This is a genomic window from Vibrio sp. Vb339 (assembly GCF_902751245.1).
Lineage (GTDB): Bacteria > Pseudomonadota > Gammaproteobacteria > Enterobacterales > Vibrionaceae > Vibrio > Vibrio coralliirubri.
In genome coordinates this window covers 1,468,063-1,494,546 of record NZ_CADDIS010000001.1, presented here as the reverse complement: position 1 = coordinate 1,494,546, position 26,484 = coordinate 1,468,063, and the positions used below count along the sequence as shown (strand labels likewise).

The following is a 26,484-nucleotide window of genomic DNA, read 5'->3' as shown; positions in this document are numbered from 1 at the left end:
TTAGGCATTAGCGACTTTGGGTTTGTGTGCTTAAGATCTTTCTGTTTTTCTAGCAAATTAGGCAAACAAAAAGGGCAAGCTTTGAGGCTCACCCTTAAGGTTCTTTGTTTTACTTCCGTTGTTTTTTTAATTACGTTGCTGTTTTGGTTTAACGCTATTTTCAACTGGGTTACGACTTACACCCAACCATCAAATTTGAGTCGTTTTTGAATTCTCTCGACTGCTTCTTTCTGCATTTGTCTAACACGCTCGTTAGAAACGTTTACATCCAACATTTGTCCGACCTCAGACAGCGTTTTCACGTTGTTATCAAAGAAACCAAAACGGTGGATTAGCACCTTTTGTAATTTTGGAGGAAGTGTATGGATGATTTGTTCTAGAGCTTGGGTAAAGGATTGATCTTCACAATCTTGTTGAGGGTCGGGGATATATTCACTTTCGCATTGATCAAGCACCATAGGCGCATGGCTAGTTCCAACCGTTGTCGTCACGTCAATAAACCCGCTTAACGCCACCAATTGATCGACGCGTTCGGCCTTAACACCTGAACTGTCTGATAGCTCAGAAATTGAAACCTCTTTACTCATTTTTTTGCTTACATCGAGCTTTTTTGAGGCGAGGCTGTTTATTTCTTTACACACGTGGGCTGGCAATCGAACGGTTCGACCCGTGTTCATCAGTGCGGCTTCAATGTTTTCGCGGATCCACCACACAGCATAGGTTGAAAAACGATAACCTGGTTCTGGATCGTATTTGTCGATGGCCTTAATCAAGCCAATGTTGCCTTCCTCGATCAGGTCGAGCAGGGTGAAATTATTGCCTTTACGTTTTAGGTAACTCTTTGCGATTTTCACAACAAGGCGCAGGTTTGATTCGATCATGACATCACGCGCTTTTTTATCACCCGCGCGATTCAATTTTGCGTAATACACCTCATCTTCACGTGACAGCAGATCAATGCCAACAATATCTTTCAGATAATGAGCATAAGGGTCTGCACTGGTAGAAAATGATTCGGTAATGGGTGTTTCATCCGTGAGCCCCTGAAACGCAGCAAAACTATCGTTGTTCATTTCCTTGTCCTTATCTAGCCGACTGAACGTTTTATTTTATTATTATGCCACCAAGTGATTAACGCTTGGTTTCATTAGAGTGTAGATAACAGTTTCTTCTTTACCAATAAATAAAATGCAATTTCGTATGTTTATGTCACAAAAAGATCTACAAATATTTAACTATTTTGCATCTCATCCAGTGTGTTGGTTTTTCATTTAAAACATCAAGATGGCTGGTTTATAAAGCATGTGTTATGCATTGCTTTGTCTAGATAAATACCGTGAATTTATAGGTATGGGTTAGATCTATAATTGAGAGGGGATATGATGAAAAGAATGGTAAGAGTCGAGGTTCAATGTTTCCAAGTACCTCAACTCTTTTAGCTGTATCGGCTATTAAGTATCGCCACGAACGTCTTAATTCTATCGACTAATAAGTGCTAAGAACCTCATCAATTTGTTGATTAATGATCTTCATTTCGCTGTAGATAACGGAAAGATCATCAGCCTGCGGAGCAAGCTTATTAAGTGTGTTTTGCTCTACTCTTTCCAATGCAACAGTCGCCGTTTCTTCCCCAAAACTGGCTAGAATGCCTTTTAAGGTATGCACAGTAAAATGAAGCTTGCCCCAATCTTGTTGTTGAACCAACTCTTCGATTTCTTGTAGCGAATTGCCATGGTCTTCTTGATATGTAGACAAAACGGCGTAAATGACTTCTCTGTCGTTGTCTAAATAGGCGTTTAAAGCATCAAAGTCTAGCATGTGGACTCCTGTCGGCTGCATGTTGAAAATGGGCTAGGCGGCTTAGTGGAAAAACCATACCGTGATGAATCACTAATCCATTGGTTCCATTTTGGAGGAAGTTCTAATTGTAAGATTTCTTCTAAATAGTCGTCGCTAAGTTTTTCATCTATATGAGCTTTATGGACGGCATATATATAGTCAAGTTTGGCGGCAACTGAATATGGGTAACTGTGAATGTAGTCTTTTATTTCTTGGATCGACCCCAAGTTTTCAATGTTTATACACGTTGAAGGGTCGATGTTTTTGGACTCAAGTTGGTGGTTTACGACTTCTCCGCGAGATTTGAGACATTCCACTGCTAAATGATAAAGAGAGTACTCACCAAAGTGGGCCAGCATTGGTAATAACTGAGTGAGCAAATAAGTTGGTTGGCTGTGGAAATTGTTCGCTAACAGTGTCGAAGCTCTAATCACTTTTTTGTGGGCAAGCTGAGGGCTATTTTCGATGAGCAATATGCTGCCCTGAAATAGGGCAAGGCTGGCCAAAACTTGCTGCTGTTGTTTTACCGGAAGTTTCAGGTTTACCAACTCAGTGAATTGGTTGGCGTGCTCAAGCAAAATACGTTTGTACTTTAGCTGCGTCTCGCGCTGATACGTTGCTTTTAACGAATTAAAGTGCGCACCAATAGAATGGATGACATCAATGTCAGCAGCTGAAATGTGGGTAGCATACATTTCACCTAACTTTATGATCATGTGTGTGTTATCTGCGTTCTCAGCTAAGTCGATGGCCCTGATTGCACGATGGCTGATACTCGGTGTCATCTCAAATGCACGAATCGCCAATTTAAGAGCAGGCAGCAGCATTTTGTGTTTTTCATAGATACAGCTTAAGCAATCAATAACGCTTAATGAGAGTGGCTGCGCTATCAGAAAATTGTGGAGCTTATCTATGGCTAAATTGGGTTTACCTAAGCTGTCGAGAATTAGCGCCTCAGCCACCAATTTTGTTGGGTGCATGTTGGTTTTCGAGTTGTTAATGACGCTAGAGAGTAACTGCCATTTCTTACCTGCAATTAAATGTTCAATCAATGTCGCCTCGAACTGGACGCTAGTGCCATTAGGGGAGATCGCCAAAGCTTGAGTTAATCTTTCTTGACTGGAAATTGGATATAAATCATTCAGTTGCGTGAGTTTCTTTGAAACAGACACAGCACTTTGGATCTTTTTACCCAACGTTTGAGTATTAATCGGTTTAGAAACGAAGTGGTGTGCTTCACCTGAAAGGGCGGTTAATACTGTTTCCTGACGCATATCCCCAGAGAGTAAGATTGTCGCCACCGTATGATCGATGAGGCGATTTCGATACAGAATCCCCAACAGCTCAAAGCCAGTAAAAGACTGTTCTAAGTGGTAATCGATGAGGAGTACATGAAAAGAGTGTGTCTCGACTGCTTTAATGGCTTGTCGATAGTCGGTCGCAATAAAGATGCAATCATGTGAAATGCCCAAGCTCGAGAGTTGCTGCTTTATAAGAATAGTTGCACTCTTGGAGTCGTCGACAATTAAAACTCGTAGATCAGGTGGTAAGGTCAAATCCATTTTCCTCAATACCAAATGTTATTTTTAATCTAGGTGTCAAGTTGCACATTGTCAAGGTGCCTATATCACATACAAACACTCAATAAACTATTGGTAATTAAAACATTTATGAAATCCTTCAAACGCAGGTTACTTTTACCTGATTTTTGTGGGGTTATACGTGTTTTAGAAATAAAAAAGAGGCAAACCGATAAGCTCACCTCTCTGTTTTATTATTCGAGTTTTTATTCGAAATGTTGTTCTTTGCTTGAAGCTTTATTTACCGAAACTCCAGCGCTAATCACGCATGTTTAGAATCAACACCGCGGCTAGGGCCAAGAACGCCGTCATCATTAAGAACACATCGTTGTAAGCCATGATGGCAGCGTCACGTTGCATTGTGCCGAGCAAGCTTGCTTGCGCTTGTTGCATTGCAGTTGCCGCATCACTTCCTGACTGAATGAAAAACGCTTGTTGTTGCTGAAGCGTCTGCCAACCAAGTTGACTCACGGAAGGTAACGATTCCTTGATGTGTGCCAAGTGCTCACGGGTTTTGTTATCCAATAGCGTAGCGATAATCGCGATGCTGAAAGCACCACCTAAGTTTCGCATCACGTTGGTTAACGTTGATGCATCTGGTGTATCCATTTTACTGATGTTTTTCATGGCAACCAAAGACAGCGGAACCATGATAAACGGACTACCAATAGCACGCAGAACCATGGATAAAATCAGTTGTTGCCCGCCAAAGTCGATTGTCATGTGTGTATTTACGTAACAACTTAATCCGAACATCGCGAAGCCAAAGGTAACCAAGTACTTAGGCTTAATGATCTGTGTTAGCTTAGGCACAATTGGGAATATCAGAAGCTGTGGGAAACCCATCCACATTAACACTTCACCAATTTCCATCGCATTATATTGCTGAATTTGAGTGAGATACATCGGCAGAACATAGATAGAACCAAGCAATGCCATCCCTAGAATCAAATAGGCGATACAGGACATCGCAAACTGCCCATCCCGCAATAGCCGCAGGTTAACCAATGGCTTCTTGTGTTGAAGTTCGTTTATCACGAAGTAAACCAAACTCACAGCAGAGACGATACTCAAGCCAACAATAAAGCTCGAACTGAACCACTCTTCACGGTTACCTTCTTCTAGTACCACTTCCAAACAACCTAGCCCTAATGCCATGGTGGCGATACCAAACCAGTCTGCTTTTTTAAGCGTGCCAAGGTCGAGCTTTTCATCGTCCAAGCCATATCTGATCATGGTGATCACAAGCAAAGCAGGCGGAATATTGATGTAGAAAATATAGTGCCACGAGAAATTCTCCGTCAGCCAGCCACCAAAGGTAGGGCCGATCGATGGAGCAAAGGTCGCGGTTACACCAAACAGTGCCATACCCACAGCGCGCTTGTTGACCGGCAATAACTGAATCACTAGCGAGAAAGCAAGCGGGATCAAAGCACCACCACTGAAGCCTTGCATCGCGCGGAATACAATCATCGAGGTCATGTTCCAAGAGAACGAACACAACAAAGATGAAATGGTGAAAATGGCCGTCGTCCACGTGATATAACGGCGTTTACCGAGCGCTTTAGAAAGCCAACCGCTGAGTGGGATAGCGATCATCTCTGCGACTAGGTAAGACGTAGAAATCCACGAGCTTTCATCCAAGGTGGCAGACAGAGCACCTTGAATGTCTTTGAGAGACGAGTTGGTGATCTGAATATCCAAGATCGCCATAAACGCGCCAATCAAGCCGCCAAATAGGGCGATCCAATGGCGTCTCGAAACCTCTCCATCATCATTCGTTTGGGTAACAACACCAGCGTTACTCATGGTCTAGCCTCGTTTATCGATGGTCGCTACCACAGACAAACCAGGAAGCAGTCGACCTTTCAACTCTTGCTGATCTGGAATCGTAATTTTCACCGGTACACGTTGAACAATTTTAGTGAAGTTACCGGTCGCGTTTTCTGGTGGTAGGAGCGCAAACTTAGCGCCAGTCGCAGGGGAGAAGCTGTCTACCACGCCCTCAAGCGGTTGCCCCGGAAACGCATCCAGCTCTACTTCAACCGTCTGACCTTTGTGAATACCACTTAGCTGTGTCTCTTTGAAGTTGGCTTCAATCCACACTTGGTTGTTTGGTACCAAGCTCATCAGTGGTGCGCCTGCTTGAATCAGCAAGCCTTCACGTACGCTGCGTTTACCAATCACGCCATCTGCTGGCGCGTAAACTTTGGTGTAATCAAGGTTAAGCTGTGCTTGATCTCTTTGGGCTTGAGCTTCGGTCACGGATGCATTTGCTTGCTCAATCTCACTAGCGATAACGGTTAATTGGTCATTGGTTGCAACGAGGTTTGCTTTTGCTTCTTCTAAATCTGCCTGAGTCACTTTTTGTTGTGCGACCATGCTGTCGACTTCATCTTGAGACGCGTAGTTACGCTTTAGTAAGCTACGAGAACGCACCACTTGTTGAATCGCGCGTTCGTATTCAGCTTGTGCAGAATCAACGCGGCTCTCTGCTTGATTAATCTTGCTACGTTGTAACGTTTGTTGTGCCACCAGATTTTTGACGTCTGACTGCACGACGCTTAAATGGGCGTTTGCTTGAGCGAGTGCTGATTGGTAATCACGGTCATCGATTTGAACCAGCAAATCACCTTCTTTAACCGATTGGTTATCACTCACGTAAGACTTGACAATATAGCCAGACACCTTAGGGCTAATATTCGTGATGTCGCCTTGTAGGTAGGCATTGTCGGTAGATTCAAAGTACTGGCCATAGCCGTACCAGTATCCAGCGCCGGCTAAACCCAATGACAGCATGATCGCAGTAGCAATAAGCGGAGCTTTTTTACGTTTTTTTGTGCTTACTGTTTGCGAAGCGTTGTTGTTCTCTGTCATTTTTTATTTCTCATTTTGTTTTTATTTAGATGTAACGAATTGTAAATGAATTCGATTGATTGATAAGATAGGAAAAAAGGGAAACACTGTTGCAAAAATCTAACTAATGGCGCTTTGGGAGAAGTACGATGGACTTAAATGCTGTGACTGTTTTTACACAAGTTGTTGATTGTGGGAGTTTCACGCACGCAGCTGAAGCATTGAACATGACCAAGTCGACCGTCAGCCGAAAGCTTGACGAGCTGGAACAGCATCTTGGTGTGAGGTTGATCACTCGTTCGACACGAAGTTTAGTCTTAACGCCAGAGGGGGAGCGCTTTTATCAGTCGAGCATGCAGATGCAAGAGATCATGAACCAAGCTGAGTTAGAGGTTTCTGCCAATCAGGATTTGATCCGAGGGCAGTTGAATGTTGTGTTGCCTGTCGAATTGGGGCATCAAGTATTAGCCCAATACATCCACAGCTTCCTAAAAGAGCACCCAAACGTGACTTTGAACTTAGAACTGTCGAATCGAGAAGTCGACATTATTGCGGAGGGGATCGATCTTTACGCACAAATTGGTGAGCTAGTGGACTCGAGCTTGGTTTCTCGCTACCTAACAACATCAAAGCGTGTATTGGCAGCCAGCCCTGAGTATTTAGAACAGTTCGATGAAATCTCTTCGCCCAATGATCTTAAACCGCCATTCAGATTGATTGAGGTAGTGAATAAGGCCGCGCGTCTACCCAAATGGCATTTACAATTAGAAGGTGGAGAGTCGATTTTGATCGATCTGCCGTGTCAGTTGCGGGTGAATACCATCACGGCATGCCTAACAGCGTGTGTAGATGGGCTCGGCTTGGCGGTGCTTCCTGAATTCATTTGTCGTGAGCACTTCAAGACAGGTAAGCTGATTCGTTTGTTACCTGAATATGAGATGCCGGAAGTTTCAGTAAGCCTAGTGTATGCAGACAGGCAGTTGATGCCGAAACGTAAGAAGGTCTTTATCGACTATCTACTGACTGCCTTTCAAAATAGGAAGCAAAAGTAACGGGGTAAACCTTAGCGGTTAAGTGCTTAGGCTTCCTATTATTCGTTATTGTCTAAACCGTATCGAAGCTAACTATGATCGGGCTGCCAGTCGACGACTTGCCCATTCGCCAATATAGCTTTGATCGATAGGCCAGCAATATCGATACCGTTGTGACGAAATGCCTTGCTGGAGAAGTTGGCAATGATCTTACTCCCGTCACTGAACTTCGTTTGTTGAACATCGCCGTTTTTGTCTAACCATTCGAAATCGACCAACTGTTTATCCCATAACTGTTCGTGCATCGGTTCAAAGCCGTCTTGATAGTGTTTGAGTGCTTTGATTCTCGGGCTTGAACTTGATAAAGCTTCATCTCTGGTCAAGTGAACCATCGGTGGTGTGTTGTACAGCATGGCGGTTAAATCACGTTCTGCTCGTACATTAGTGAACTTGAGGCTGTCTGAGTGCCAATGGTGTGTATTGATTACTTCATCATGGAAAACGGCTTGGTAAAGTGGAATTCGATATTGAGGCGAAAACAGTAGCGACTTATAGGGCTCTTTAACCTCGGCCGGCTTAAAGAAGAAGTCGGGCTTGTGGTCTGGGTACCAACGACCTAAGTAATAGGGAGATTGGCGGTTCTCTTTCATGTCTTTGTCTGTCCAACCAAAACCAACCGTTTCTAAGCCGTGTGCAAACGCGATGCCTTTTGTTGCTAGGCCGTTGCCATCTTCAGATCCTAATAGTAACGATGGTTGCTCGCTAAGCCACTGCATTCGGTTATTGAAGGCAGAAAGCATGTCTGATTCGTTTGTATTGCCATTGCCATTGCTGTTGCTTTGACTGTCTATAGAGCCGCTGTAATCTTCACGTGCCATGGCGGTTGCATCAACATCTAAGAACAAGCTGTTGAAGTTGCCGAATCTCATAATGTCTTGAGCACGCTGTTTTACGTATTCTAAATGGCAGTTCGGATTGAGATAGAATCCGTTACCTCGAAACCCTTTTTTTAGGTTGCCATCTGCCAGTTCAATGGCACAACTCTGACGCATCGGCTCTGGCAATTGAGCGGTTAGCCAGTTGTCATTGAGCTTCGCGGGAATGGCTGTGTTGTAGGAATCGTAAGTACCGACCAGATATCCGGACTGTTTTGCCATAGCCACGGCGTTAGGTTGATAGAATGCTGGCGTCCAATTGTCGAATCCAAGCCACAGTTTGTTTAAACCTGCCTTATTTAGATTAGCGACCATGTTTGAAGACAATGCTTGTCCCCAAGTCTCTGACGAGTTTAGGTAGGGGGAAGCGTGCTCAACTAACCAATCTTTCTTATTCTGCGCTGCCACGTATTGAGCTTTGATCGTATTGTTTTCGAGTGTCGGATTACCAACAGGATATAACACCTGCAACGATTGGCTAATAGAGCCCAATAATAGTTGTTTGTGGTACTGACTGAACCAATCTTCCCCCTTGGAGAGTGATGACAGCTCTCTTTTCGCTTCCCCAGAAACGCCGAGTTTAGAGCCCTCTAGATACCATGTTTTCAATCCCCACCAGTCACTCACATCTTGGATGCTCAATGGGTCTTTGCCAAATAGGTAAACGTGGCTTGCACCGATTAGCTTACTCACATCCGGATTACGCTTTTGTTTAGCAACCAGTGTTTCAGAAAGGCCATTTTCGATGCGCCAATCGCGGTAGTGTTTCGCTCCATCTAACCACGAGTCTCCAAGGGTGATACGAACAATAAATGGCTGTGATTGATTGAGCATCGTAAATTGGTGTGATGCCTTCATATCAATTTTGGTCTTTGAATTAGAGGATGCATCTGAAAAGAGCAGTTGATTATTGGTTGCATTAACCATTTGATAGCTAATGAAATGATTGTTTTGCTGTACTGTCCAAAAAGGCATCTTCAAGTCTTGAGTAGTGTTACTTCCAGAATGGTTGCCGACGAGATAACTTGCCCAAAGCTTGTTGTCAGTAGGCACGCGCATGCCTTCACTAAAGGGTAGAAATAGTGTCTGAGTTTGTTGTTCTGCAAGATCAAACCACGCCAACTCGATGGGACCGTGTCGTTTCACCTGAATATTTGAAGGCAAGCTGAACTGAAAAGTGAGCTGGTTTTGATTAAGCTCTGCCTCAACGTTTATCCCGCTGGGTACTAAGGTCCAAGTGGCGATTTTTACTGAGTCAGCTTTATCGGAAAAGCCAATGACCAGATTGGTCGCTTTCTGTGGTTGGCTATCAACGGTGAGAGCAGCGCTGTTAACGCTTAAGCCGTTCCAATCTATCTCTAGAGTATTCGATGATATAGAGACGGTATTGTTGGTAGCACTGTTAGCGTTGTCGCGAATACTGCTGTCGCTAACGCTGCTATTACTGGTGAGCGTTATTTGGCTCCCTTGTGCATTGGATGAAAACAGACAAGCTGTTGTTAAAGCCACAATGGCACAAGTAGAAAGATTGAGTGGGTGACGAACGCTGAGCATATTTAGATTCCGTAAAGGGTAAGTACGGTTATTACACCTAAGTAGCGCTAGTGCTTTGTCACCTATATGTCTCTATTTTCTGTTTGGCTTTAGTGGTATTCCATTAGAAAGGCACGGCGACGCGCTGCACATATTGGACTTCAATAGCGCCTTGGTATTCAAACATTTCAACCGAAGCACTTAAGTGCTTGGCTTTGGTTCCAAGTGGACCTTCTGTGGGAACGGGTGCTTGCGCTGTTTTGATTGGCACTTTGTAACCTAACAGGTTGTAGTTTTCATCAAACCATTGCCAACTCACATTGGCGTCAGGGCAGTTGTCGATCACTTTTGGAGGCGAGAGCACAATATGTGGTTCGCTGAGTTTACTTTCTAGCGTCAGCCATCGATTACTGTCATTTAAAGAAACAATAATAGGGTAGTGGTTTGAACCTATCTTTAGTTGATAAACACCAGATTCGGGTTTGATGAACATTTCATTGGTTTCAATCTCCTGATACTCATTATTGGAAGCGAGTTGCCCATCAAGAAGGACTTTGCCTTTAGGCGATACCAAAGAAAGAGTTTGGGTTTCTAAGCCTTTGTTGAGTTGCTCGGCAGAGACTTTGATTTGATAACCGTGTGACGACAGGCCATAGCGTCGAATGAAGCTGACTTGGATGTGGTGTTTCGGCTCAGCACTTTGTTTTAGTGAGGTTCCACATTGAGTCTGGCTTAATATCTCTTGTTTGACTGGCAGCCAAAGCTCAATATCGAGTGTTTGTTGATCGAGTGCGATTTGCAGCTCTTGCCACGCAACTTGAGGTTGGTCATCAAGCAGAGATTGGTAGGTGTGCTGTAATGGCGTGTCAGTAAACCATGCTGCATGACTTGCGAACGGCAAGGTGCAGAGCAGTGCAGTTAACGAAGTGACTTTCATTATGACTCCCCAGCCAAGCGGTAACCAACGCCGCGATGTGTTTCTATATTCAATGTGTGCAGCTTCTGGCGTAAGCGCAGTATGTGATTATCAATAGTTCGGGTACTAGGAAAGGCCTGATACCCCCAAATTTTGTTGAGTAACTCATCTCGGTGAAACACACGACTTTGGTTCTGAACAAACAGTACCAATAGCTGAAACTCTTTAGGTTTTAGTGTTACTGGGCTTTCATCCAGATAAGCGCTCCGTTCCGATAAGTTGATTTGGATATTTGCGTAATTTAAGAGGCTCACACCTAACGGACGAAGCTGGGTAATGACTCGAGCAAGTAATTCGTCGTTAGAAAATGGCTTAGTCACGTAATCTTTGGCACCCGCCATTAAACCTTCAACACGTTGTTGAACTTCTACTTTAGCGGTCAGCACAATTACAGGAAGCGCTTTGAGGAGTAACCAGTTTGGAAGGTGTTGCAAGCTGTCACCATCTTCAAGCTGTCGATCCAGTATCACAAGATCGGCTCGAAACCATTGCTTACTGGCACTCTCTGAATCCTTCGCCCAAAGGCATTGGTAACCATTGGATTCAAAGAAGCTGACGAGGCCTTGTCCAAGCAGTTGGTCGTCTTCAATCAGCAGTAGGGTGTTCATGAGCAATTTCCAAAATACAGCGGGTTGGGTTACGAAGAATAATGAGGCGGCCATTCGCTTGCTTCATCAAGTGCTCGACAATAGTCAAGCCAATGCCCATGTTATCCAGTTTGTGCGTTTCACTTGGCGTGACACGAGACATGAGTCGTTGTATCGGCGAAGGGAAGTGCCCCTCGTCTTGTACCTCAATCGTCAGCTTGTCTCCGAGTTCGACCTTTACCAACACCTTACCTTTACCGTGTTGTTTGGCATTCTTGATTAGATTATCCAAGCAGATGGTTAGCCAGTAATAGGGAAGGTTCAGTTCAACTTCACGCGCTTCACATTGATAAGAAATATTGTGCTTTTCACAGACATGATCGAGCCACTCTTCTAATGATGCATTTTGCTTTAACAAAGGCTCTGACTGATCAGAACTTAGGTACACTTTGCTGTTTTCGGTGAGTTGAGAGAGTCTTTGATAATCAGATATTAAACGCCAAACCGCACTTTGAGTTTCATCCGAAAAGTCATCGTAGCGATTTCTGAACATCTCGACGGTTAGACCTAGGCTAGTAATGGGCGTGCGTAGTTCATGAGTAAGAAGCTGTAAAACGAACTGCCTCTCTTTTCGTTGTTTTGTTCTTAGGTATAAGACTCTAGCGAGGCCGGAAAGCAACGTTAACAGTAATGAAAATATCAAGGTTTTCATGATCAGGTTGTCATTGCTAGGCTCGCTTAAGCACACGTTGCTGTAACGAAAAGTACAGGTATCACCTGCCAAAGATATCTCTTGTTGTTCTGCGATAGGTTGCCAAACATCTAAGGGAATGGCTTTCCAGCCTTGTTCGCCACTTAACCAAAGTACATCATCTTGTTGCCAAGCGCGATATCCATTGAGCAGAGCTTCTCTGCCTTGTGCAGTGAGAGCCTCTAGCTTGGTATATAAAGGGTGCTGTGGGTTGGTAATATTCAAAAATGGACGTATTTGCTCGCTTACGTCTGGGTAAGCTGCCAAATAACGATCAGCAAAGCTGCCACCGGCAGGGTGACGTTTGGAGTGTGCTGCAAACCAAATCGAATCCAATGCTTGTTGCTGACACAGAGCGAGCTCGAACTCGATCGCGTCATGTAATGAAGGGTTACTGCTTTCAATTGCTTGGCAGTGATCTTGTATTGACGCTAACGCTGCGATGTCGTCCCAACTGAATTGGTTGAAATCAGGATAGCGGCTACGTTCATGGAGCAGAACTTTCGGATACTGAGCCAACTCTTGTTGAGATACTAAGATTGGAGATGATTGCCAGCTCAGTTGATACAGGGTTTGCCACTTATCTTGCAAACTTTGGGCATTGGCTAGAGTTGGGAGCCAAAAGATCAAGCAAAGAGCTAATGTAAACCTGCGCATCCAATCATTCTCGTTAAAAGTCGTGGGGCGAGTCTAAAGAGTTTTGGGCGCGATTTGTAACCTGAATGTCAACAAGTGTTCCTTTAACAACAAATTGTCGAGTGGGTCATGCTTTTAAATAATAAATTAAAAATACAGTAAGTATCATTTATTTGAAATAAACTAGATAATTGTGTACTTACTGTCATTATTGGACGGATTGAGGGGACTATACTGGGCTCATACCTAATAAGAGGAACCATTATGAAACTCATCATCAAATCAGTATTGGCAATCAGTATTTTGGCTGCAGGCTCTGCTCAGGCGTTCGAATTAACCAGCAACGATATTCAAGAAGGTCACCCAATGGCGAAGACTTTTGAATACTCAAGTTGGGGTTGTGACGGCGATAACCTATCACCACAATTAATGTGGAAAGATGCACCAGCAGGCACCAAAAGCTTTGCTATCACAGCTTATGATCCAGATGCACCGACTGAAAGTGGCTTCTGGCATTGGGTTGCGTTTGATATCCCTGCAAATGTGAACGAGCTACCTCGCGGTGTCGACATGTCTAAAGTCGGTGGCAAAGAAGGTCGCATTGATTACGGTACAGTTGGCTACGGTGGCGTTTGTCCTCCAGAAAACGATGGCATGCACCGTTACCAGTTCACAGTTTGGGCGTTGCCAACGGACAAACTTAACCTCGACGAAAACACGCCGTCGGCAGTGGTTGGATTCACGTTGAACAGCATGGCTTTAGACAAAGCGAAACTGACCGCAACTTATACACGTTAAAAGCTTATACACGTACATAATAAGTAAACAAGGGGATGAGATGAATCATCAATATCAAGTGACGATCTTTCGTGCAGAGCAGTTACAAAAGCTGCGTAATGTGAGGATTCTATCCCCTAGTATCATTCAGATCATTACAGGCAGTAAGCGCCTGTTTTGGAAAGATTCAGCGGTAGAGCTCTCACATTCTGAGCTGTTGTTGTGTGAGGCATCAGCTTCACTCAGTTTTGAGAACATGCCTCACAAAGGGCGCTTCTTGTCGCGAGTGTTCAGCTTTCAATTCCAACCTTCTCAGGCAATGCTTGATTTAAGTGAGGAACGGTCTAATGATCTGGGACTTCCTACAGTGAAAGCGGATCGAAACTTACAAGACTCACTCAATGCTCTGTTCTCGTTTGATACACAGAGCATGAGCAAAGAGACTCAACAGTATTGGTTGCAGGGCTTGTACCAGCAATTGGCCGAAAAAGGGGTGTTGCATCGACTGTTTGCCAGTGCCAACGTCTCGTTTAGCCAAAAGCTTAGCCATTATCTTTCACATTCACCAGATGAGAAGCATCCATTAGAGTCGGTGGCGGAGCGTTTTGCGATGAGCCGAGCCACGCTGATCCGAAAGCTTAAACTGGAAGGTATGCAATATCGTGAGGTATTAGCTGAAGTTCGCTTGAGTCACGCGCTTTATCTGATGCAAAACGGACAGCAGAATGTGGCGATGTTGGCTCAGTCTTGCGGTTACCAATCGGAAGGGCGTTTTAGTCAGCGCTTTAAAGGCAAATTTGGTTTGTCGCCAAGTGAATACATCAAGACCGTCGTCAGCCATAGAGTCGCGAGCAAATAAAGTTGCAACGCCATAATCATTCTGTTTGGCCTAAACGCTAACTTTCTTATCTCGTGCTGCCAATGCCGCGAAAATCGTGCACGCAAAGGCAACAGATGCGATCAGCAGAATCGGCACACTCCAAGAATCTGTCTGAGCATGAAGTTTACCCACCAGCGTTGGACCAGTGGCTGCCAACGCATAACCGATTCCCTGAGCCATACCCGACAATGATGCAGCTTGGCTACTATTCGAAGTACGCAAGCCAACAAAAGAGAGCGCGATAATAAACGTCGAGCAGTTGGTTAATCCAAACAGTCCCACCCAAAAGATCGCAAACTCAGGCAAATACAGAAGACCAATCAATCCAACAAATACACTCGATGCACACAGAGTGATGAGCCATTGTTGATTGTCACTTTTGGCTAAGAATGGCAGTAACAAAAGCCCTGGAACCATAGTCGAAAATTGAAGGAAGCCGTAGATGTAGCCTGCATCGATCTCGCTGTAACCAAGATCGTTCAATATCTGTGGCAGCCAGCCTGCCAAAGAGTAGAAGGTAAATGAGTTAAGCCCTAGCGCTAAGGTTACTTGCCACGCGACACCACTCTTAATCATCTTTTTCATCGGCAGAGGTTTGTCTTGCTGCTTGTTATTGTTGGCCGAAGATGAGCGTTTTCTGATTTTAGGCAACCAGATCATCAAAGCTAATATTGGAAATACCAAGTTCATTAACAGCGCTAATTGCCAACCAGTCATGGTGAACACGGTGAGTTGTGAAAATGGCACCATCAAACTTGAGCCTAACGTCGAGCCGATGCCCATCGTAAAGATGTACAAAGAAGTCACAGTAGCGATGCGTGTCGGGAAGCTAATTTTCACTACTACAGGTAACAACACATTACCAATCGCGATACCAAGCCCAATCATCACCGTGCCGATATACAAGGTTGGAATTAAACCAGCAGAGCGCAGTGTAATCCCTGTCGTGATCAGAACTAAGCCTAATAACAGGCTAGGCTCTAGACCAATTCGTTGGGATATCTTGGTGACTAATGGTGAGAATAAGGCGAAGGTAAGAAGTGGTAAAGCCGTTAAGAAGCCAGCAGCCGACGACGTAAGGTTGAGGCTTTCCATAACCTGAGAAAGCACAGGAGCCAAGCTCGTAAAAGGCCCACGAAGGTTAAGTGCTAGGAATAAAATCCCTAACATGACGAAAATGCTATTACGAAGAGAGGCGCGCATAGGTTGTTCTACTGTTTGCTTATGAGAAGACAGGCTAGCCTACAGATCATTGAATATATAAACAATTACCGTTGCTAAAAAGTTCTGGCTGAGCCAAGACTTCCTTTCTTCCACAAAATCTGCATCATTCACACGATCCGAGCATACACACCTACATCTGATCTCTTTGCGCTAAAGCCCATTCAATAAACATTTTAACTTTTGGTGATTGGTGTTCTGAAGGCGTCGCGAAATAGTACTGCTGTTTGCACGTCACGGGTGGTTCGTTAAATGGCGCGATAAGCGTATTGTCTTCAAGATATTTGGATACAACGCTATATCGCCCAATCGCAATACCGGCATTGTTTATGGCTGCCAGTATCGCGAGATCTGAACGGTCAAATTCCATATTTGAATTGGACTGTACAGTACCGAGTTGGTTCGCTTGTGCCCACACTTCCCATTCATTGCGGTTTGAGTCGTAGTTCCATGCTTGGTTGTCGTGAAGTAACGTTGCTCGATTGAGGTTCTCTGGCTGTTGATTAAGCCCATGTAACTCAGCGTATTGAGCGGTACAAACCGGAGTCATGCTCTCGCGCATGAAAGCTTGGCAGAAAAGCTTATCGGGGAACAGATCATCGAAATAGATAGCAATATCGATACCGTGTCCTTGAAAGCTGATATTTTCATTGCCAGTGAGCAGTTTCAATGTGATTGATGGGTAACGTTGTTTGAAGTTCGCTATCCGAGGTACTAGCCAACTCTGTGCAAATGTCGGTCGTGAATAGATCGTGAGTGTGCCCGATATTTCTTCGTTCTTAACATCTAAAATCTCTTGGTTTAGATCAATCAAGGTGCGGCTCAATGCGGCATAGATGCGTTTGCCTTCGCTTGTCAGTGTGATTCTGCGGTGCGCACGTTCAAACAGCTGTATATCCATCTCTCTTTCGAGCTTGTTGATACGATGAGAAACCGCACTTGGTGTCATCGATAGCTCTTGGGCTGCAAGCGAAAAAGAACCATGTCGAGCTGCCACTTCAAACGTGTGCAGTTTTGACAGCTGGTGGCTGTTTAAGCGTTGATTTCTAGAGTACAGGCTGTCTTCGCTATACATTTCGTTAAGGGCACCTTGATTCAAGCAAGAGGATTTCGATACACATCGTCAATGTCATATCATAGCTCTATCTATGACTCATAGTTAATCATAAGTTACTTTGGTTGCGTTAATTTCCTAAATTTTAATTAATAGATGAATTCAGTTCATGCAAGTGTGATTTTTCGTCGGTTGAACAAACACCAAAATCCCGTTTAAATAGGTTTACTAATGACTGAACCTGCGCAGTACGCGCTTTGCCAGAGAAGCTCAACCATGACTGTTTTAAATATCGACAAGCTCATCTCAGATTTCCCACTGCTACAACAATTAGTGAGTCTCGAAGAAGTGACTTGGTTTAACCCAAACATCACGACTTTGGAGCAAGGTTTACCCTATGTGGAATTAGGCGAACAAGATATTCACGATGCGAGCATGAGGCTACAAAGGTTTGCTCCTTATCTAGCTAAAGCGTTTCCGGAAACTCAAATGAACAATGGCATCATCGAGTCAGAGCTTGTTGACATTCCATCTATGAAATCAGCATTGGAAGCGCATTATCAGCAACCTATTAAAGGGCGTTTGATGATGAAGAAAGACAGCCATTTACCGATTTCAGGTTCAATCAAAGCTCGCGGTGGTATTTATGAAGTACTAACGCATGCCGAGAAGCTTGCCATTGAAGCCGGGCTACTGTGTGAGAGCGATGACTACAGTAAGTTGCTCGAACCTGAGTTTCGTGACTTCTTCCAACAATACAGCATTGCGGTAGGCTCCACAGGTAATCTAGGCATGTCGATCGGTATCATGAGTGCCAAATTGGGCTTTACTGTCTCTGTTCATATGTCGGCAGATGCGAGAGCTTGGAAGAGAAACAAACTTCGTGAGCATGGCGTCAACGTTGTTGAATATGAACAAGATTATGGCGTTGCAGTGGAACAAGGACGTAAAGAGGCAGAACAAGATCCTCGATGCTTTTTCATTGATGATGAAAACTCGCAAACCCTGTTCCTTGGTTATTCGGTGGCAGGGCAAAGGCTCAAACAACAATTTGAGCAACAACATATTTCAGTAGATAAAGAACACCCATTATTTGTTTACTTGCCGTGTGGAGTAGGTGGTGGCCCCGGTGGTGTGGCATTTGGCTTGAAGATGGCCTTTGGTGATCATGTCCATTGTATTTTTGCTGAACCGACTCATTCACCTTGCATGTTGCTTGGTGTTCATACGGGATTGCATGATGAGATTGCGGTGCAAGATCTTGGTATCGACAACCTGACAGCTGCGGATGGTTTGGCGGTGGGTCGAGCATCTGGCTTTGTCGGTCGCGCGATGGAGCGTTTGCTTGATGGTTATTACACATTAACCGATGAACGCATGTACCAATTGCTAGGTGAGCTGAATCAAGCTGAGGGCATTCAACTTGAGCCTTCAGCGCTAGCGGGTATGCCGGGTGCGATTCATGTTGAGCAAAATAGTGAGTACCTTGCACGACTAGAAATTGATGAGTCGACGCTAGCGAATGCAACACACCTTGTGTGGGCGACAGGCGGAGGCATGGTGCCACCACAAGAAATGACAGCGTATTTAGCCAAGTCTTCGATGTAAATCGGATAGAAAGTCGGACTCTGGTGGATGATTTATGAGTTTAAACGAAGCAATAACTTGCGCAGATCGTTATCCAAAACACACATTTTATAAATTAGGCTTCTTAGATGTTCTAACTATCAGTTAGGTTGAGTAGCATTCAACTTGATAGGGATTGGGCAATGCAAACGGATAAAGTGATGCAGACAAGACACAAAAACACACCAGAAAAATTACTACAGCGTTTAGATGCGATTGGGGAGTCTTTGGAAGCATCGGGTAAGGCTCATGCTTTGCTGGGATTGGGCTCAGTAGGCATCGAAACAGAGCGACTTGATCAGTATTCAGATGTCGATTTTTTCGCGATAGTACAAACTGGGCACAAGCAGTATTTCATAGACAGTCTGCATTGGCTATCAGATATTCACCCAATCGACTACGCGGTGAGAAATACCGTCGATGGTTATAAAGTTCTGTACGCTGACGGAATCTTTTGTGAGTTTGCAGTGTTTGAACCCCACGAGTTAGCGCATATCCCATTTGCTGAAGGGCGCATTGTTTGGCAACAACCTCAATTTGATACGCAGTGTTGTGTTCCACCAGCAAAAGGTGAGGCACACGCAAACTCCCAAGAGTGGATCATTGGTGAGGCACTAACCAATCTTTATGTCGGTATGTCTCGTTATAACCGAGGCGAAAAGCTGTCGGGCAGTCGGTTCGTTCAATCTTACGCACTCGATCGTTTGATCGATCTTGTGGATCAAACTGAACAATCTGAGCCTGAATTCGTTGATGAATTTATGTCGGATAGAAGGCTAGAAGCACGCTTTCCTAAGTTTGCCCAATTGCTACCAACCTTTACCCAAGGCTACGAGCGCACCGCAGAATCAGCACTTGCCCAACTAGCATTCCTCAACACCCATTTCACAGTCAACCAAGCCATGTGTGACCGAATCACTGAACTGTGTTCCAGTAAAGATTAAGCCTATAACCTTTTAATCTTAAAGCCTATTTTTTGGTGCGCGTAAATAACAGTTGTCGCTCGCCTGTATTGTTGATAGGTTTTAACCATGAAATTTAATTCTGCTTCAACTTCAATTTTCTTTTGGTGGTGCTCTTAACAGAGCAGCACGGAATACGCATATTCTTTAGCTGCTGGACGGTAGCTAAGAATGTCATCAAAAATGTCGCCTCTTTTTATCTCCAGTAGCCTTTCTAACTTGGAGATACACCATGAATACCAACTCAAACAGCCATATCGACAGCAACAGCCATACCAACAAGCCTGAGATTATTCTGACTGGCGATAGAGCAACTGGGCCTTTGCATTTGGGTCATTATGTCGGTTCACTTAAACAAAGAGTCTCTTTGCAACATGTTCACGACCAAACGATATTGGTTGCCGACATGCAAGGGCTTACCGACAATGCCCATAATCCTTCGAAGGTTTCGTCCAATATTCTTAATGTGGTCGCTGATTATCTTGCGGTGGGTATCGACCCGACCAAGACCACGATTTGTCTGCAATCACAGTTGCCGGTGTTAGCTGAGCTCACCATGTTTTACAGCAATCTTGTTTCTATCGCTCGCTTAGAACGAAATCCAACAGTCAAAAGCGAAATTCAGAACAAAGAGTTTGGACGTTCAATTCCAGCAGGCTTCCTCACTTATCCCATCTCACAGGCGGCAGACATCACCGCTTTCAACGCGACTTTAGTGCCTGTCGGTGATGATCAACTGCCGATGTTAGAACAAACCAATGAGATTGTAAGAAAGGTTAACTCGCTCGCTGGCAAACCAATCTTGAATGAATGCACACCGCTTCTCAGCAATGCATCTCGCCTCCCTAGTACCGATGGTAAAAGTAAGATGTCTAAATCGATGAGCAACGCCATTAATTTGGGTGCAACAGAGAAAGAGATCAGAGCTGCCGTTAAATCCATGTATACCGATCCAAATCATCTACGAATTGAAGACCCAGGTAAGGTAGAAGGCAATATCGTGTTCACTTATCTTGATGCTTTTCACACAGACGCTAACTATGTCAGTCAACTAAAAGAGCATTACCAAAGAGGTGGACTAGGCGATGGACAAACTAAGAAAGTATTGGAAGAGTGCTTACAAGAGATGCTTCGCCCTATTCGTGAAAGAAGATCAGAGTTACTGAATGATAAAGCGCAACTCATCGAAATTTTACGCAATGGCACTCAAGTCTCTAGGGCAAGAACGCAAAAGGTACTGTTCGATGTAAAAGACGTCTTTGGTCTGAATATTATCTAGCACTGGCTGCATCTTTGGCTGGCTAAATGGCGGGAGAGTGAATAACGATCTGGATGCAAATACTTCACAAGGAAGCTTCATTATCAAAGAGCCTGCATTGTCTGAACTTATTGGCAAATTAAAGCCGACGGAATCAACCAATCAATTTCAATTTGTAGATGGCGAGAATGTTTGGGTGTTCAAGGTAGGTGATGATAGTTTAGTTTCCTACACGCTCAGTAAGCGCGAAGGCTAAGTTCAGTAATTCCAACCTACATGTCTGTTATGAGTTATGTGGGTTGTCGAATGACATTGCTCACCTAACTAAGCTTAGTCACCGCCAATAAGCCCTTATCACTCTTAGTTACAGGAAGGTAATGATGGAAATCAGTCAGTTGGATCATTTGGTATTAACCGTGAGTGATTTACAAGTTACGGTCGACTTTTACCAACGGGTGCTTGGAATGAAGCCCATCGAATTTGGCGAGGGCAGGTTAGCGTTGTCATTTGGGACGCAGAAGATCAATTTACACCTCAGTGGTAGCGAGTTCGAGCCAAAGGCAAGGCGTGTTATGGTCGGAAGTGCAGACCTCTGCTTTGTTACCAATACACCAATTGCTGAAGTTGTCGAACATATCCAAGCGCAAGGCGTCGTGATAGAAGAAGGGCCCGTACCACGAACCGGTGCAATAGGAAAAATTGTATCTGTTTATATTCGAGATCCTGATGGCAACCTGATTGAGCTCTCGAATTATTAGTCTTAAGTACTAAACCCGTACGCTTTTGTTTACTCTTCAAGAATGCGACTTTTCGTGTTTACTCCGCTTATCACTGGATGTCGTCAGCCAAATAAAATACAATCGAACAATGTTTTATTAATTCGTACTTTATCATTATGATGAGAAACTTACTCATATTCATCGTTAGCCTGTTCCTCTTAACAGCCTGTTCTTCAACGAGTAATGATCAGCTAGACGACGAGATATTAAGCAACGAAGATGCTATGTCGAAAAGCGTAGAGGGAGAGAGTAATCTCGAGACTTCAAAGGATACAAACGCTGAGACCAGCGTTGATTCTTCCCATGATTCAATCGTTAATCATCAACCACTCACTAACCTTGATTCAAGTAAAAACACGATAACTCAAGCTAATGCAGAGCCAGAATCAGTGCAGTCTTCTCAAGTAGCAGTGACAGAAACAACGGAAAGCGATGCTAAGAGTGGCAGTGAAAAAGGCATCGGAAGCTATTTTATTCGTCATAACCAACCGACTAAGACCGTGATTAAATCACTAGAGGGCGTGACAGATGCATTGAACGTCATGACGTTTGGGATATTTGCCACCGGTAATGGTTAAACCGCCATCCAAGAACACAAACCTAATAGATAGAATGAGACGTGAAGGCGAGCCAAGTGGTTCGCCTTTTTTGATCTTCTAAATCTGGCTACCGTTCTTCCTAAGAATCGTGTTCACTTATCTGAGCGCTGAGTCAGGCGACGGTTAACGAAAATAGGAAATTATTAGTTCTGGAAGGGAGTCGCCGAATTTACCCTGTTTGACTTGTTATATGCATCAAGGGTTCTAATACTCATCCCAAAGTAAGCAATGAAATCTAATCTTACAAAGACAAGTCTTATATTCACTTACGAGCATAGTAAGATGTTTGCTGTTAAGTAGGTTTAGTTATCAATATTCTAGGGAAGAAAAATGAAGAATAAGAGTGTGTTTTTAAGTGTCGCGATGGTGATGTTGTCAGCTCATGCAAATGCATCAGATGCGAACCATGAGTCTGTATCAGATGGTGTTATCGCAGAACAAAGAGCGAAGCTTTCTGAAAATACCCAAGGACAAGGTTTTGGACCGCAAGCTCCACGAGATTTGGGTTCATTAGAAGGAACAAATACCAGGTTGTTCTCGGATGCTCCTGATTCAACAGCGATGAACTTATGTAATATTCACTTCCATAAAAATGCTGAGCATAAAGGCGGTGAGTTTACTCAATACGCTGGCAACGGTGATGGTAAGGGATTCCAGAGTGGCTTTAAATACACAGGAAAACTGAGTTCTGCTGAGCTGAAACCATTTGAGGGCAAGGTTTGTCCGAGCGATCATGGTTCTTTGCATTCGGGTGACACCATTGAAGTTCACTATGTTTATTCAACGGCGCAAGTTGAACCGGGTGAAACATTGGGTGCTTGTTTTAACGACGCGATCACCAACCCGCAACTGCGTGTAGAAACCCAAGTTTACGTATTAGTGAATGACGACAAAGCACTCGACTTTGAAGCGCTCGCTAAACATTCAAAAGTGAACGGCTTACACCAAGCACCAAACATCCCACAAGATACGGGCTCAGCGATTCAATACGCAGGCTCTACAACGGGTCCTGGTTATAATGAGCAAGGTTCACCTTTCCAAGTAACATGGAGCGTTCGTCCACAAGTAGCGAAAGTAAACATCGCGACAGTGGGGAACTGGTGTGAAGGCAATGACTTTAACGAAGACCACGCCCACGGTGTGAGAAACTTGGTGGTTAACCCTGAGCTGTTATCACCTATTCGTAATGACTAAACGATTCTGACGAATAAAATGATTAAGGCGAGCCAATAGGTTCGCCTTTTTGTTTGGCTCAGTATTTTGTGCATGACATGCCCTGTTATGTATTGGGTAACCGCCTAGCTATATCCTTTCTTTTTCTCTCTTCTTATCTGACTTGCTTCTTGAGTTCCAACTCGTCTTCGCTATAAGCATGTTCTCTGATCTCATGTACTCGTACTTATATATTTGGATGAGTTTCGTCCGTCATATCGAATTGTTGGTATTTAAAAATCGTCCATATAATGAGCCCATCTTAAAGAAACAAACCAACTTACTTAGATAAATAGAGGTCATTATGAACACTTCAAAACTTACTACTAAAGCACAATTCGAAAACGGCACAATGTTTGAAACTGGCGAGGAAATGCTTTACGTCCTGCAGCTTAACGGCAGCTGGTATGAAATGGGCAAGCAGTACGGAAACTTGTCAAAAGAGCACATGCAAGCGATGTACGACGTTATCGTTCAGCCTGAATTTGATAAAGGGCTAATCAGCCAAAAAGAAGCATATGAATTGTTTGGCACTCGCGTTTTCGCAGCGCTTTCTTTACGTCGCAAGCAATACTTCCAAGGTGTAGCAGATGGTCTAGGCTGGCCACTGGAAAAAGTCATCGTGCTAGACCAAAGCGGTCCAATGGCGATTTACCTTGGAAAGCTTCACTCATTCTCTGGTTGTTCTTCGTTAGCGACTTGGGGTGAAAGCACGGTCGATGGTCATTCGGTTGTTGGTCGTAATATGGACTGGAGTGATCTGTTCCTAGACTTCCCAATCTATACAACGGTTTATAACCCAACAGATGGTTCAAACGCATTAGTGAATGTGAGCTGGCCGGGTTGGCAGTGGATGGTTACTGGTTTTAACGACAAGGGTGTGTATACCGATCTGCATGACGGTACATCAATGGGCGGCAATATTGTATCGGTTGAGAAGCCATCTTTCTTAAACTCAGTGGTCGATTACATGGCGGAATCTGATTCGATCGAAGCTCTTAGCTCACGCTTCCAAGCGTCACGTACTGATATTGCTTCAATCTGGATGTTAGCGGATAAAAGCGGTCAGGCTTGTGCTTACGAGAACACAATCCAAGAAAACAGAAAACGCGTCAGCGATAAAGACGCTAGCTCGTTTGCGACGGTTAATACGTTCTTAAACCCAGATTGGGGTTTGGGTATCCGTGAAACTCAAAGCTTTTCACTAAAACGTTTTGATAACTTAAATGCACGCCATGATGACCTGTGCGGTCACATTGATGCTGAGGCAATGCGTAACATCTTTGACTTACCACTGTATAACGAAGATGGCAGCTTCAAAGAAAATGGTGGTGTGACTAAGCCAACCAATCAAGATGTGGATCTAACTAACTACCAAGTCGTCGCTGACTTAAATGAACTGCAAATGTGGGTGAAACTTCCGGCGCTTGGCAGCGACACCAACTGGACTCATATTGATGTGAAGTCTTTGTTTAACAACAAGTAACATTATCACTCAGTGAGTAGGGCTAATGTGTTTGTATAAGCACATAGCCTTCCTCTTTTTGTAGGCTCACCTCGTAACCAGCCTCAAGAAAACGTCATCAATTGCTTATCAAACTTCTCGTCGGACTTTAATAGACGAATCCGATCATTGCATGGAAGCTTAACCAGCAGGCGCCTCTTCCTATCGATATCAAGGGGGTCAGAATACCACTTTCCAATCATAAGTTAGTATGCATCAATGCCATGTTTGCTTTAGCGCTTTTAATTCAATGGGTTCTGCAATGCAATAAAGCGTTCAACATAGGCATCTGTCGCTGTCATGATCGACTTTTTCACTTCCATGATCTGTTTTGAGTGTGGATTCCATAGGGCAAACGAGAATTTCATTCCCATCTTCAGTTGGTCTAACTCCAGAGCTTCCAAACTTTCAGTTACATAGGATGATTCTGACAACACCTTAGGTAACCACGCCCAACCGAGCTCGTCCTGAACCAGCTTTATAACCAAGGCAAGCTGATCAACTTCTTCATGTATCGCTGATACCAAGAGCTTGTCTTTGAGGCCTTCATCTTTAAACGCACTCAAAACGAACTGACGTGTGCTGCGTAAAGCGGTTAATGCTTCTGTTGGCGAAAGCTGAGAGAGCTTGCCTCCTTTTTTCACAAACGGCAAAAACTCGATATGGCCAATAAAGGTCGAGTCCTTACTGTACATACCTTTGCCTTTGTCGATCATCACCAAGCCAAAGTGAATATCACCACTTGCTAAGCCTTGTTCAATCTGGCTCTTTGTTCTCACCAGAAAGTTAACCTTCATATTCGGAAAGTCTTGGTCGAGTTGAGCTCGTATGGAAGAGAGTAGGCGATGTGGAGTCATACTTGGATAGGCAAAGTTGATGCTTTCCAGTCCACCGTAAGAGAGGCTTAGCGCGATATTATCGAAGATACGAGACTGCTCTATCGCAGACTTAGCGTAGTGGTAAAGAAGCTTACCATCTTCAGTCGGTTCTACTGTGCGACCTATTCGCTCAAATAGCTCAACAGCTAGCACGTCTTCAAGGTTATTGATGACTTGGCCTGTGGTTGTACGGTGTTTGTTTAATCGGGCAGCAGCCTTGCTGAATGAACGCTCTTCGTAAACGGTCACAAAGGCGAGTAACTGTTCAATACTAAAATTCATACGTTGTACTCAATTGTTACTCTATTAAGTATAACGTATCAGATATTCGTAGGATTAGGTAATTCATATGTCCAACTATGATGTACGTCGTAATTGGGCAGAATAGGCATTTGGAGGAGGTTGGAGCGCAGCGGTACAGGAGTTTGTTATTGATAGGGTGCGATTTCGATATTAATCATTTGATAACCCGTATCGGCAACGTCTGTCGAGGTATCTTTCGTTCTCAGGGTTCCCGTCAAATACACCGTATCCCATAACCCTTGTGCGCTGACATCTTTTGGAGAGTTTACATAGATGATTTGATTGGTTGGCGGTGGCGGTACGTGTATGCAGGCACCGTAATAAGGAACCAACAAAAACTCAGTAGCAAGCTCGTCGTCACCTTCAAGTTGAATGATAAACACAGGATCTTAACACTCTACCCATTAAGTCCTTTTCTATTGCGCCTAACTTATTTTGTTTGCGGTGTGACCAATTGCCTCGCTTAACCCGCTAACTTTCACACAAATTTAAGAAAATTAAATAATTTTAAAAATACTATCAGCAAAGTAAGCAGTGTTTAGATATGGGTTATTAACAATATCAATCACTTATTCTACCTGATGAAGTTTGGATGTGTTGAGTCCGTCTTATGTGATTTATCAGACTGACAAAGCTCATCAATAATGCGAATCAAAGAGGCGGACAACGCTGACTTAATTTACTTATTTAACTTTGGAATCAACATT

The 26,484-nt window shown here is 44.0% G+C and carries 23 protein-coding genes and 1 pseudogene; 11 read left to right on the top strand and 13 right to left on the bottom strand.

Annotated elements, in window-relative coordinates:
• Positions 1–176: 176 nt before the first annotated feature.
• From HRQ85_RS06640 to HRQ85_RS06620, 5 genes are all read right to left on the bottom strand, one after another.
• The gene (locus HRQ85_RS06640; protein ID WP_048612578.1) at positions 177–1,073 is read right to left on the bottom strand and encodes a sigma-70 family RNA polymerase sigma factor; all 897 of its coding nucleotides are present in this window, start codon (positions 1,071–1,073) and stop codon (positions 177–179) included.
• Between the two features lie 412 nt (positions 1,074–1,485).
• Positions 1,486–1,818, bottom strand: coding sequence for an Hpt domain-containing protein (locus tag HRQ85_RS06635; protein ID WP_048660260.1), 333 nt, complete (start codon positions 1,816–1,818; stop codon positions 1,486–1,488).
• Positions 1,812–3,401, bottom strand: a complete 1,590-nt coding sequence (locus HRQ85_RS06630; protein ID WP_172379085.1) for a response regulator — start codon at positions 3,399–3,401, stop codon at positions 1,812–1,814. The genes HRQ85_RS06635 and HRQ85_RS06630 overlap by 7 nt, the downstream gene beginning before the upstream one ends.
• Positions 3,402–3,677: 276 nt before the next feature.
• Entirely contained in the window at positions 3,678–5,228 is a 1,551-nt protein-coding gene (locus tag HRQ85_RS06625) for a DHA2 family efflux MFS transporter permease subunit (protein ID WP_172379084.1), read from the bottom strand.
• 3 nt (positions 5,229–5,231) lie between these two features.
• A complete protein-coding gene (locus HRQ85_RS06620) occupies positions 5,232–6,296 on the bottom strand; it encodes an HlyD family secretion protein (RefSeq protein WP_017066726.1) in 1,065 nt (354 codons plus the stop codon).
• Between the two features lie 128 nt (positions 6,297–6,424).
• On the opposite strand from HRQ85_RS06620, the gene HRQ85_RS06615 reads away from it, so the two are divergent.
• Positions 6,425–7,327, top strand: a complete 903-nt coding sequence (locus HRQ85_RS06615) for a LysR family transcriptional regulator (protein WP_172379083.1) — start codon at positions 6,425–6,427, stop codon at positions 7,325–7,327.
• A gap of 68 nt (positions 7,328–7,395) precedes the next feature.
• On the opposite strand, the gene HRQ85_RS06610 is transcribed toward HRQ85_RS06615, so the two are convergent.
• The 4 genes from HRQ85_RS06610 to HRQ85_RS06595 all read right to left on the bottom strand — a co-directional run bounded on the left by HRQ85_RS06610 (position 7,396) and on the right by HRQ85_RS06595 (position 12,745).
• A complete protein-coding gene (locus HRQ85_RS06610; protein ID WP_172379082.1) occupies positions 7,396–9,795 on the bottom strand; it encodes a glycoside hydrolase in 2,400 nt (799 codons plus the stop codon).
• 103 nt (positions 9,796–9,898) lie between these two features.
• Positions 9,899–10,711 (bottom strand): DUF2861 family protein, encoded by an 813-nt coding sequence (locus HRQ85_RS06605; RefSeq protein ID WP_050644886.1) that lies wholly within the window; start codon positions 10,709–10,711, stop codon positions 9,899–9,901.
• Positions 10,711–11,358, bottom strand: coding sequence for a response regulator transcription factor (locus HRQ85_RS06600; RefSeq protein ID WP_172379081.1), 648 nt, complete (start codon positions 11,356–11,358; stop codon positions 10,711–10,713). Before HRQ85_RS06600 ends, HRQ85_RS06605 begins: the two co-directional genes overlap by 1 nt.
• A complete protein-coding gene (locus HRQ85_RS06595) occupies positions 11,336–12,745 on the bottom strand; it encodes an ATP-binding protein (RefSeq protein ID WP_172379080.1) in 1,410 nt (469 codons plus the stop codon). Before HRQ85_RS06595 ends, HRQ85_RS06600 begins: the two co-directional genes overlap by 23 nt.
• A gap of 243 nt (positions 12,746–12,988) precedes the next feature.
• Between HRQ85_RS06595 and HRQ85_RS06590 the strand changes: the two genes are divergently transcribed.
• Complete coding sequence (locus HRQ85_RS06590) at positions 12,989–13,522, top strand: YbhB/YbcL family Raf kinase inhibitor-like protein (RefSeq protein WP_050644883.1); 534 nt, start codon at positions 12,989–12,991, stop codon at positions 13,520–13,522.
• A 40-nt stretch (positions 13,523–13,562) separates the two neighbouring features.
• Positions 13,563–14,360, top strand: coding sequence for a helix-turn-helix transcriptional regulator (locus tag HRQ85_RS06585; protein ID WP_172379079.1), 798 nt, complete (start codon positions 13,563–13,565; stop codon positions 14,358–14,360).
• Positions 14,361–14,390: 30 nt separating this feature from the next.
• On the opposite strand, the gene HRQ85_RS06580 is transcribed toward HRQ85_RS06585, so the two are convergent.
• Both HRQ85_RS06580 and dsdC read right to left on the bottom strand, forming a co-directional pair.
• On the bottom strand, positions 14,391–15,584 hold the full coding sequence (locus HRQ85_RS06580; protein ID WP_172379078.1) for a CynX/NimT family MFS transporter: 1,194 nt from the start codon (positions 15,582–15,584) through the stop codon (positions 14,391–14,393).
• 151 nt (positions 15,585–15,735) lie between these two features.
• The gene (gene dsdC / locus HRQ85_RS06575) at positions 15,736–16,677 is read right to left on the bottom strand and encodes a DNA-binding transcriptional regulator DsdC (RefSeq protein WP_172379077.1); all 942 of its coding nucleotides are present in this window, start codon (positions 16,675–16,677) and stop codon (positions 15,736–15,738) included.
• A gap of 255 nt (positions 16,678–16,932) precedes the next feature.
• On the opposite strand from dsdC, the gene HRQ85_RS06570 reads away from it, so the two are divergent.
• From HRQ85_RS06570 to HRQ85_RS06535, 8 genes and pseudogenes are all read left to right on the top strand, one after another.
• Positions 16,933–18,264: a D-serine ammonia-lyase gene (locus HRQ85_RS06570; RefSeq protein ID WP_172379352.1), complete on the top strand. Its 1,332-nt coding sequence runs from the start codon at positions 16,933–16,935 to the stop codon at positions 18,262–18,264.
• Between the two features lie 161 nt (positions 18,265–18,425).
• Complete coding sequence (locus HRQ85_RS06565) at positions 18,426–19,226, top strand: hypothetical protein (RefSeq protein ID WP_172379076.1); 801 nt, start codon at positions 18,426–18,428, stop codon at positions 19,224–19,226.
• Positions 19,227–19,476: 250 nt separating this feature from the next.
• Complete coding sequence (trpS, locus tag HRQ85_RS06560; protein ID WP_172379075.1) at positions 19,477–20,523, top strand: tryptophan--tRNA ligase; 1,047 nt, start codon at positions 19,477–19,479, stop codon at positions 20,521–20,523.
• Positions 20,524–20,560: 37 nt separating this feature from the next.
• Positions 20,561–20,758, top strand: a pseudogene (locus HRQ85_RS06555) (hypothetical protein); the annotation flags it as partial.
• Between the two features lie 124 nt (positions 20,759–20,882).
• Positions 20,883–21,260 (top strand): VOC family protein, encoded by a 378-nt coding sequence (locus HRQ85_RS06550; protein ID WP_172379351.1) that lies wholly within the window; start codon positions 20,883–20,885, stop codon positions 21,258–21,260.
• A gap of 137 nt (positions 21,261–21,397) precedes the next feature.
• A complete protein-coding gene (locus tag HRQ85_RS06545) occupies positions 21,398–21,859 on the top strand; it encodes a hypothetical protein (protein ID WP_172379074.1) in 462 nt (153 codons plus the stop codon).
• 351 nt (positions 21,860–22,210) lie between these two features.
• The gene (locus tag HRQ85_RS06540; RefSeq protein WP_172379073.1) at positions 22,211–23,074 is read left to right on the top strand and encodes a delta-class carbonic anhydrase; all 864 of its coding nucleotides are present in this window, start codon (positions 22,211–22,213) and stop codon (positions 23,072–23,074) included.
• Positions 23,075–23,396: 322 nt separating this feature from the next.
• Entirely contained in the window at positions 23,397–24,578 is a 1,182-nt protein-coding gene (locus HRQ85_RS06535) for a C45 family autoproteolytic acyltransferase/hydolase (protein ID WP_172379072.1), read from the top strand.
• A 260-nt stretch (positions 24,579–24,838) separates the two neighbouring features.
• Here HRQ85_RS06535 and HRQ85_RS06530 read toward each other — a convergent pair whose 3' ends face one another.
• Together HRQ85_RS06530 and HRQ85_RS06525 are read right to left on the bottom strand one after the other, a co-directional pair.
• Positions 24,839–25,756, bottom strand: a complete 918-nt coding sequence (locus HRQ85_RS06530) for a LysR family transcriptional regulator (protein WP_048608472.1) — start codon at positions 25,754–25,756, stop codon at positions 24,839–24,841.
• Positions 25,757–25,902: 146 nt separating this feature from the next.
• Positions 25,903–26,160 carry a DUF3299 domain-containing protein gene (locus tag HRQ85_RS06525; RefSeq protein WP_172379071.1) on the bottom strand — a complete coding sequence of 86 codons (258 nt, stop codon included), beginning with the start codon at positions 26,158–26,160 and terminating at the stop codon, positions 25,903–25,905.
• Positions 26,161–26,484 lie beyond the last annotated feature (324 nt).

Bases quoted from the DNA above. Each gene is read 5' to 3' on its own strand.
- HRQ85_RS06640 (WP_048612578.1), bottom strand. From the start codon at position 1,073: ATGAACAACGATAGTTTTGCTGCGTTTCAGGGGCTCACGGATGAAACA.
- HRQ85_RS06635 (WP_048660260.1), bottom strand. From the start codon at position 1,818: ATGCTAGACTTTGATGCTTTAAACGCCTATTTAGACAACGACAGAGAA.
- HRQ85_RS06630 (WP_172379085.1), bottom strand. From the start codon at position 3,401: ATGGATTTGACCTTACCACCTGATCTACGAGTTTTAATTGTCGACGAC.
- HRQ85_RS06625 (WP_172379084.1), bottom strand. From the start codon at position 5,228: ATGAGTAACGCTGGTGTTGTTACCCAAACGAATGATGATGGAGAGGTT.
- HRQ85_RS06620 (WP_017066726.1), bottom strand. From the start codon at position 6,296: ATGACAGAGAACAACAACGCTTCGCAAACAGTAAGCACAAAAAAACGT.
- HRQ85_RS06615 (WP_172379083.1), top strand. From the start codon at position 6,425: ATGGACTTAAATGCTGTGACTGTTTTTACACAAGTTGTTGATTGTGGG.
- HRQ85_RS06610 (WP_172379082.1), bottom strand. From the start codon at position 9,795: ATGCTCAGCGTTCGTCACCCACTCAATCTTTCTACTTGTGCCATTGTG.
- HRQ85_RS06605 (WP_050644886.1), bottom strand. From the start codon at position 10,711: ATGAAAGTCACTTCGTTAACTGCACTGCTCTGCACCTTGCCGTTCGCA.
- HRQ85_RS06600 (WP_172379081.1), bottom strand. From the start codon at position 11,358: ATGAACACCCTACTGCTGATTGAAGACGACCAACTGCTTGGACAAGGC.
- HRQ85_RS06595 (WP_172379080.1), bottom strand. From the start codon at position 12,745: ATGCGCAGGTTTACATTAGCTCTTTGCTTGATCTTTTGGCTCCCAACT.
- HRQ85_RS06590 (WP_050644883.1), top strand. From the start codon at position 12,989: ATGAAACTCATCATCAAATCAGTATTGGCAATCAGTATTTTGGCTGCA.
- HRQ85_RS06585 (WP_172379079.1), top strand. From the start codon at position 13,563: ATGAATCATCAATATCAAGTGACGATCTTTCGTGCAGAGCAGTTACAA.
- HRQ85_RS06580 (WP_172379078.1), bottom strand. From the start codon at position 15,584: ATGCGCGCCTCTCTTCGTAATAGCATTTTCGTCATGTTAGGGATTTTA.
- dsdC (WP_172379077.1), bottom strand. From the start codon at position 16,677: ATGTATAGCGAAGACAGCCTGTACTCTAGAAATCAACGCTTAAACAGC.
- HRQ85_RS06570 (WP_172379352.1), top strand. From the start codon at position 16,933: ATGACTGTTTTAAATATCGACAAGCTCATCTCAGATTTCCCACTGCTA.
- HRQ85_RS06565 (WP_172379076.1), top strand. From the start codon at position 18,426: ATGCAAACGGATAAAGTGATGCAGACAAGACACAAAAACACACCAGAA.
- trpS (WP_172379075.1), top strand. From the start codon at position 19,477: ATGAATACCAACTCAAACAGCCATATCGACAGCAACAGCCATACCAAC.
- HRQ85_RS06550 (WP_172379351.1), top strand. From the start codon at position 20,883: ATGGAAATCAGTCAGTTGGATCATTTGGTATTAACCGTGAGTGATTTA.
- HRQ85_RS06545 (WP_172379074.1), top strand. From the start codon at position 21,398: ATGATGAGAAACTTACTCATATTCATCGTTAGCCTGTTCCTCTTAACA.
- HRQ85_RS06540 (WP_172379073.1), top strand. From the start codon at position 22,211: ATGAAGAATAAGAGTGTGTTTTTAAGTGTCGCGATGGTGATGTTGTCA.
- HRQ85_RS06535 (WP_172379072.1), top strand. From the start codon at position 23,397: ATGAACACTTCAAAACTTACTACTAAAGCACAATTCGAAAACGGCACA.
- HRQ85_RS06530 (WP_048608472.1), bottom strand. From the start codon at position 25,756: ATGAATTTTAGTATTGAACAGTTACTCGCCTTTGTGACCGTTTACGAA.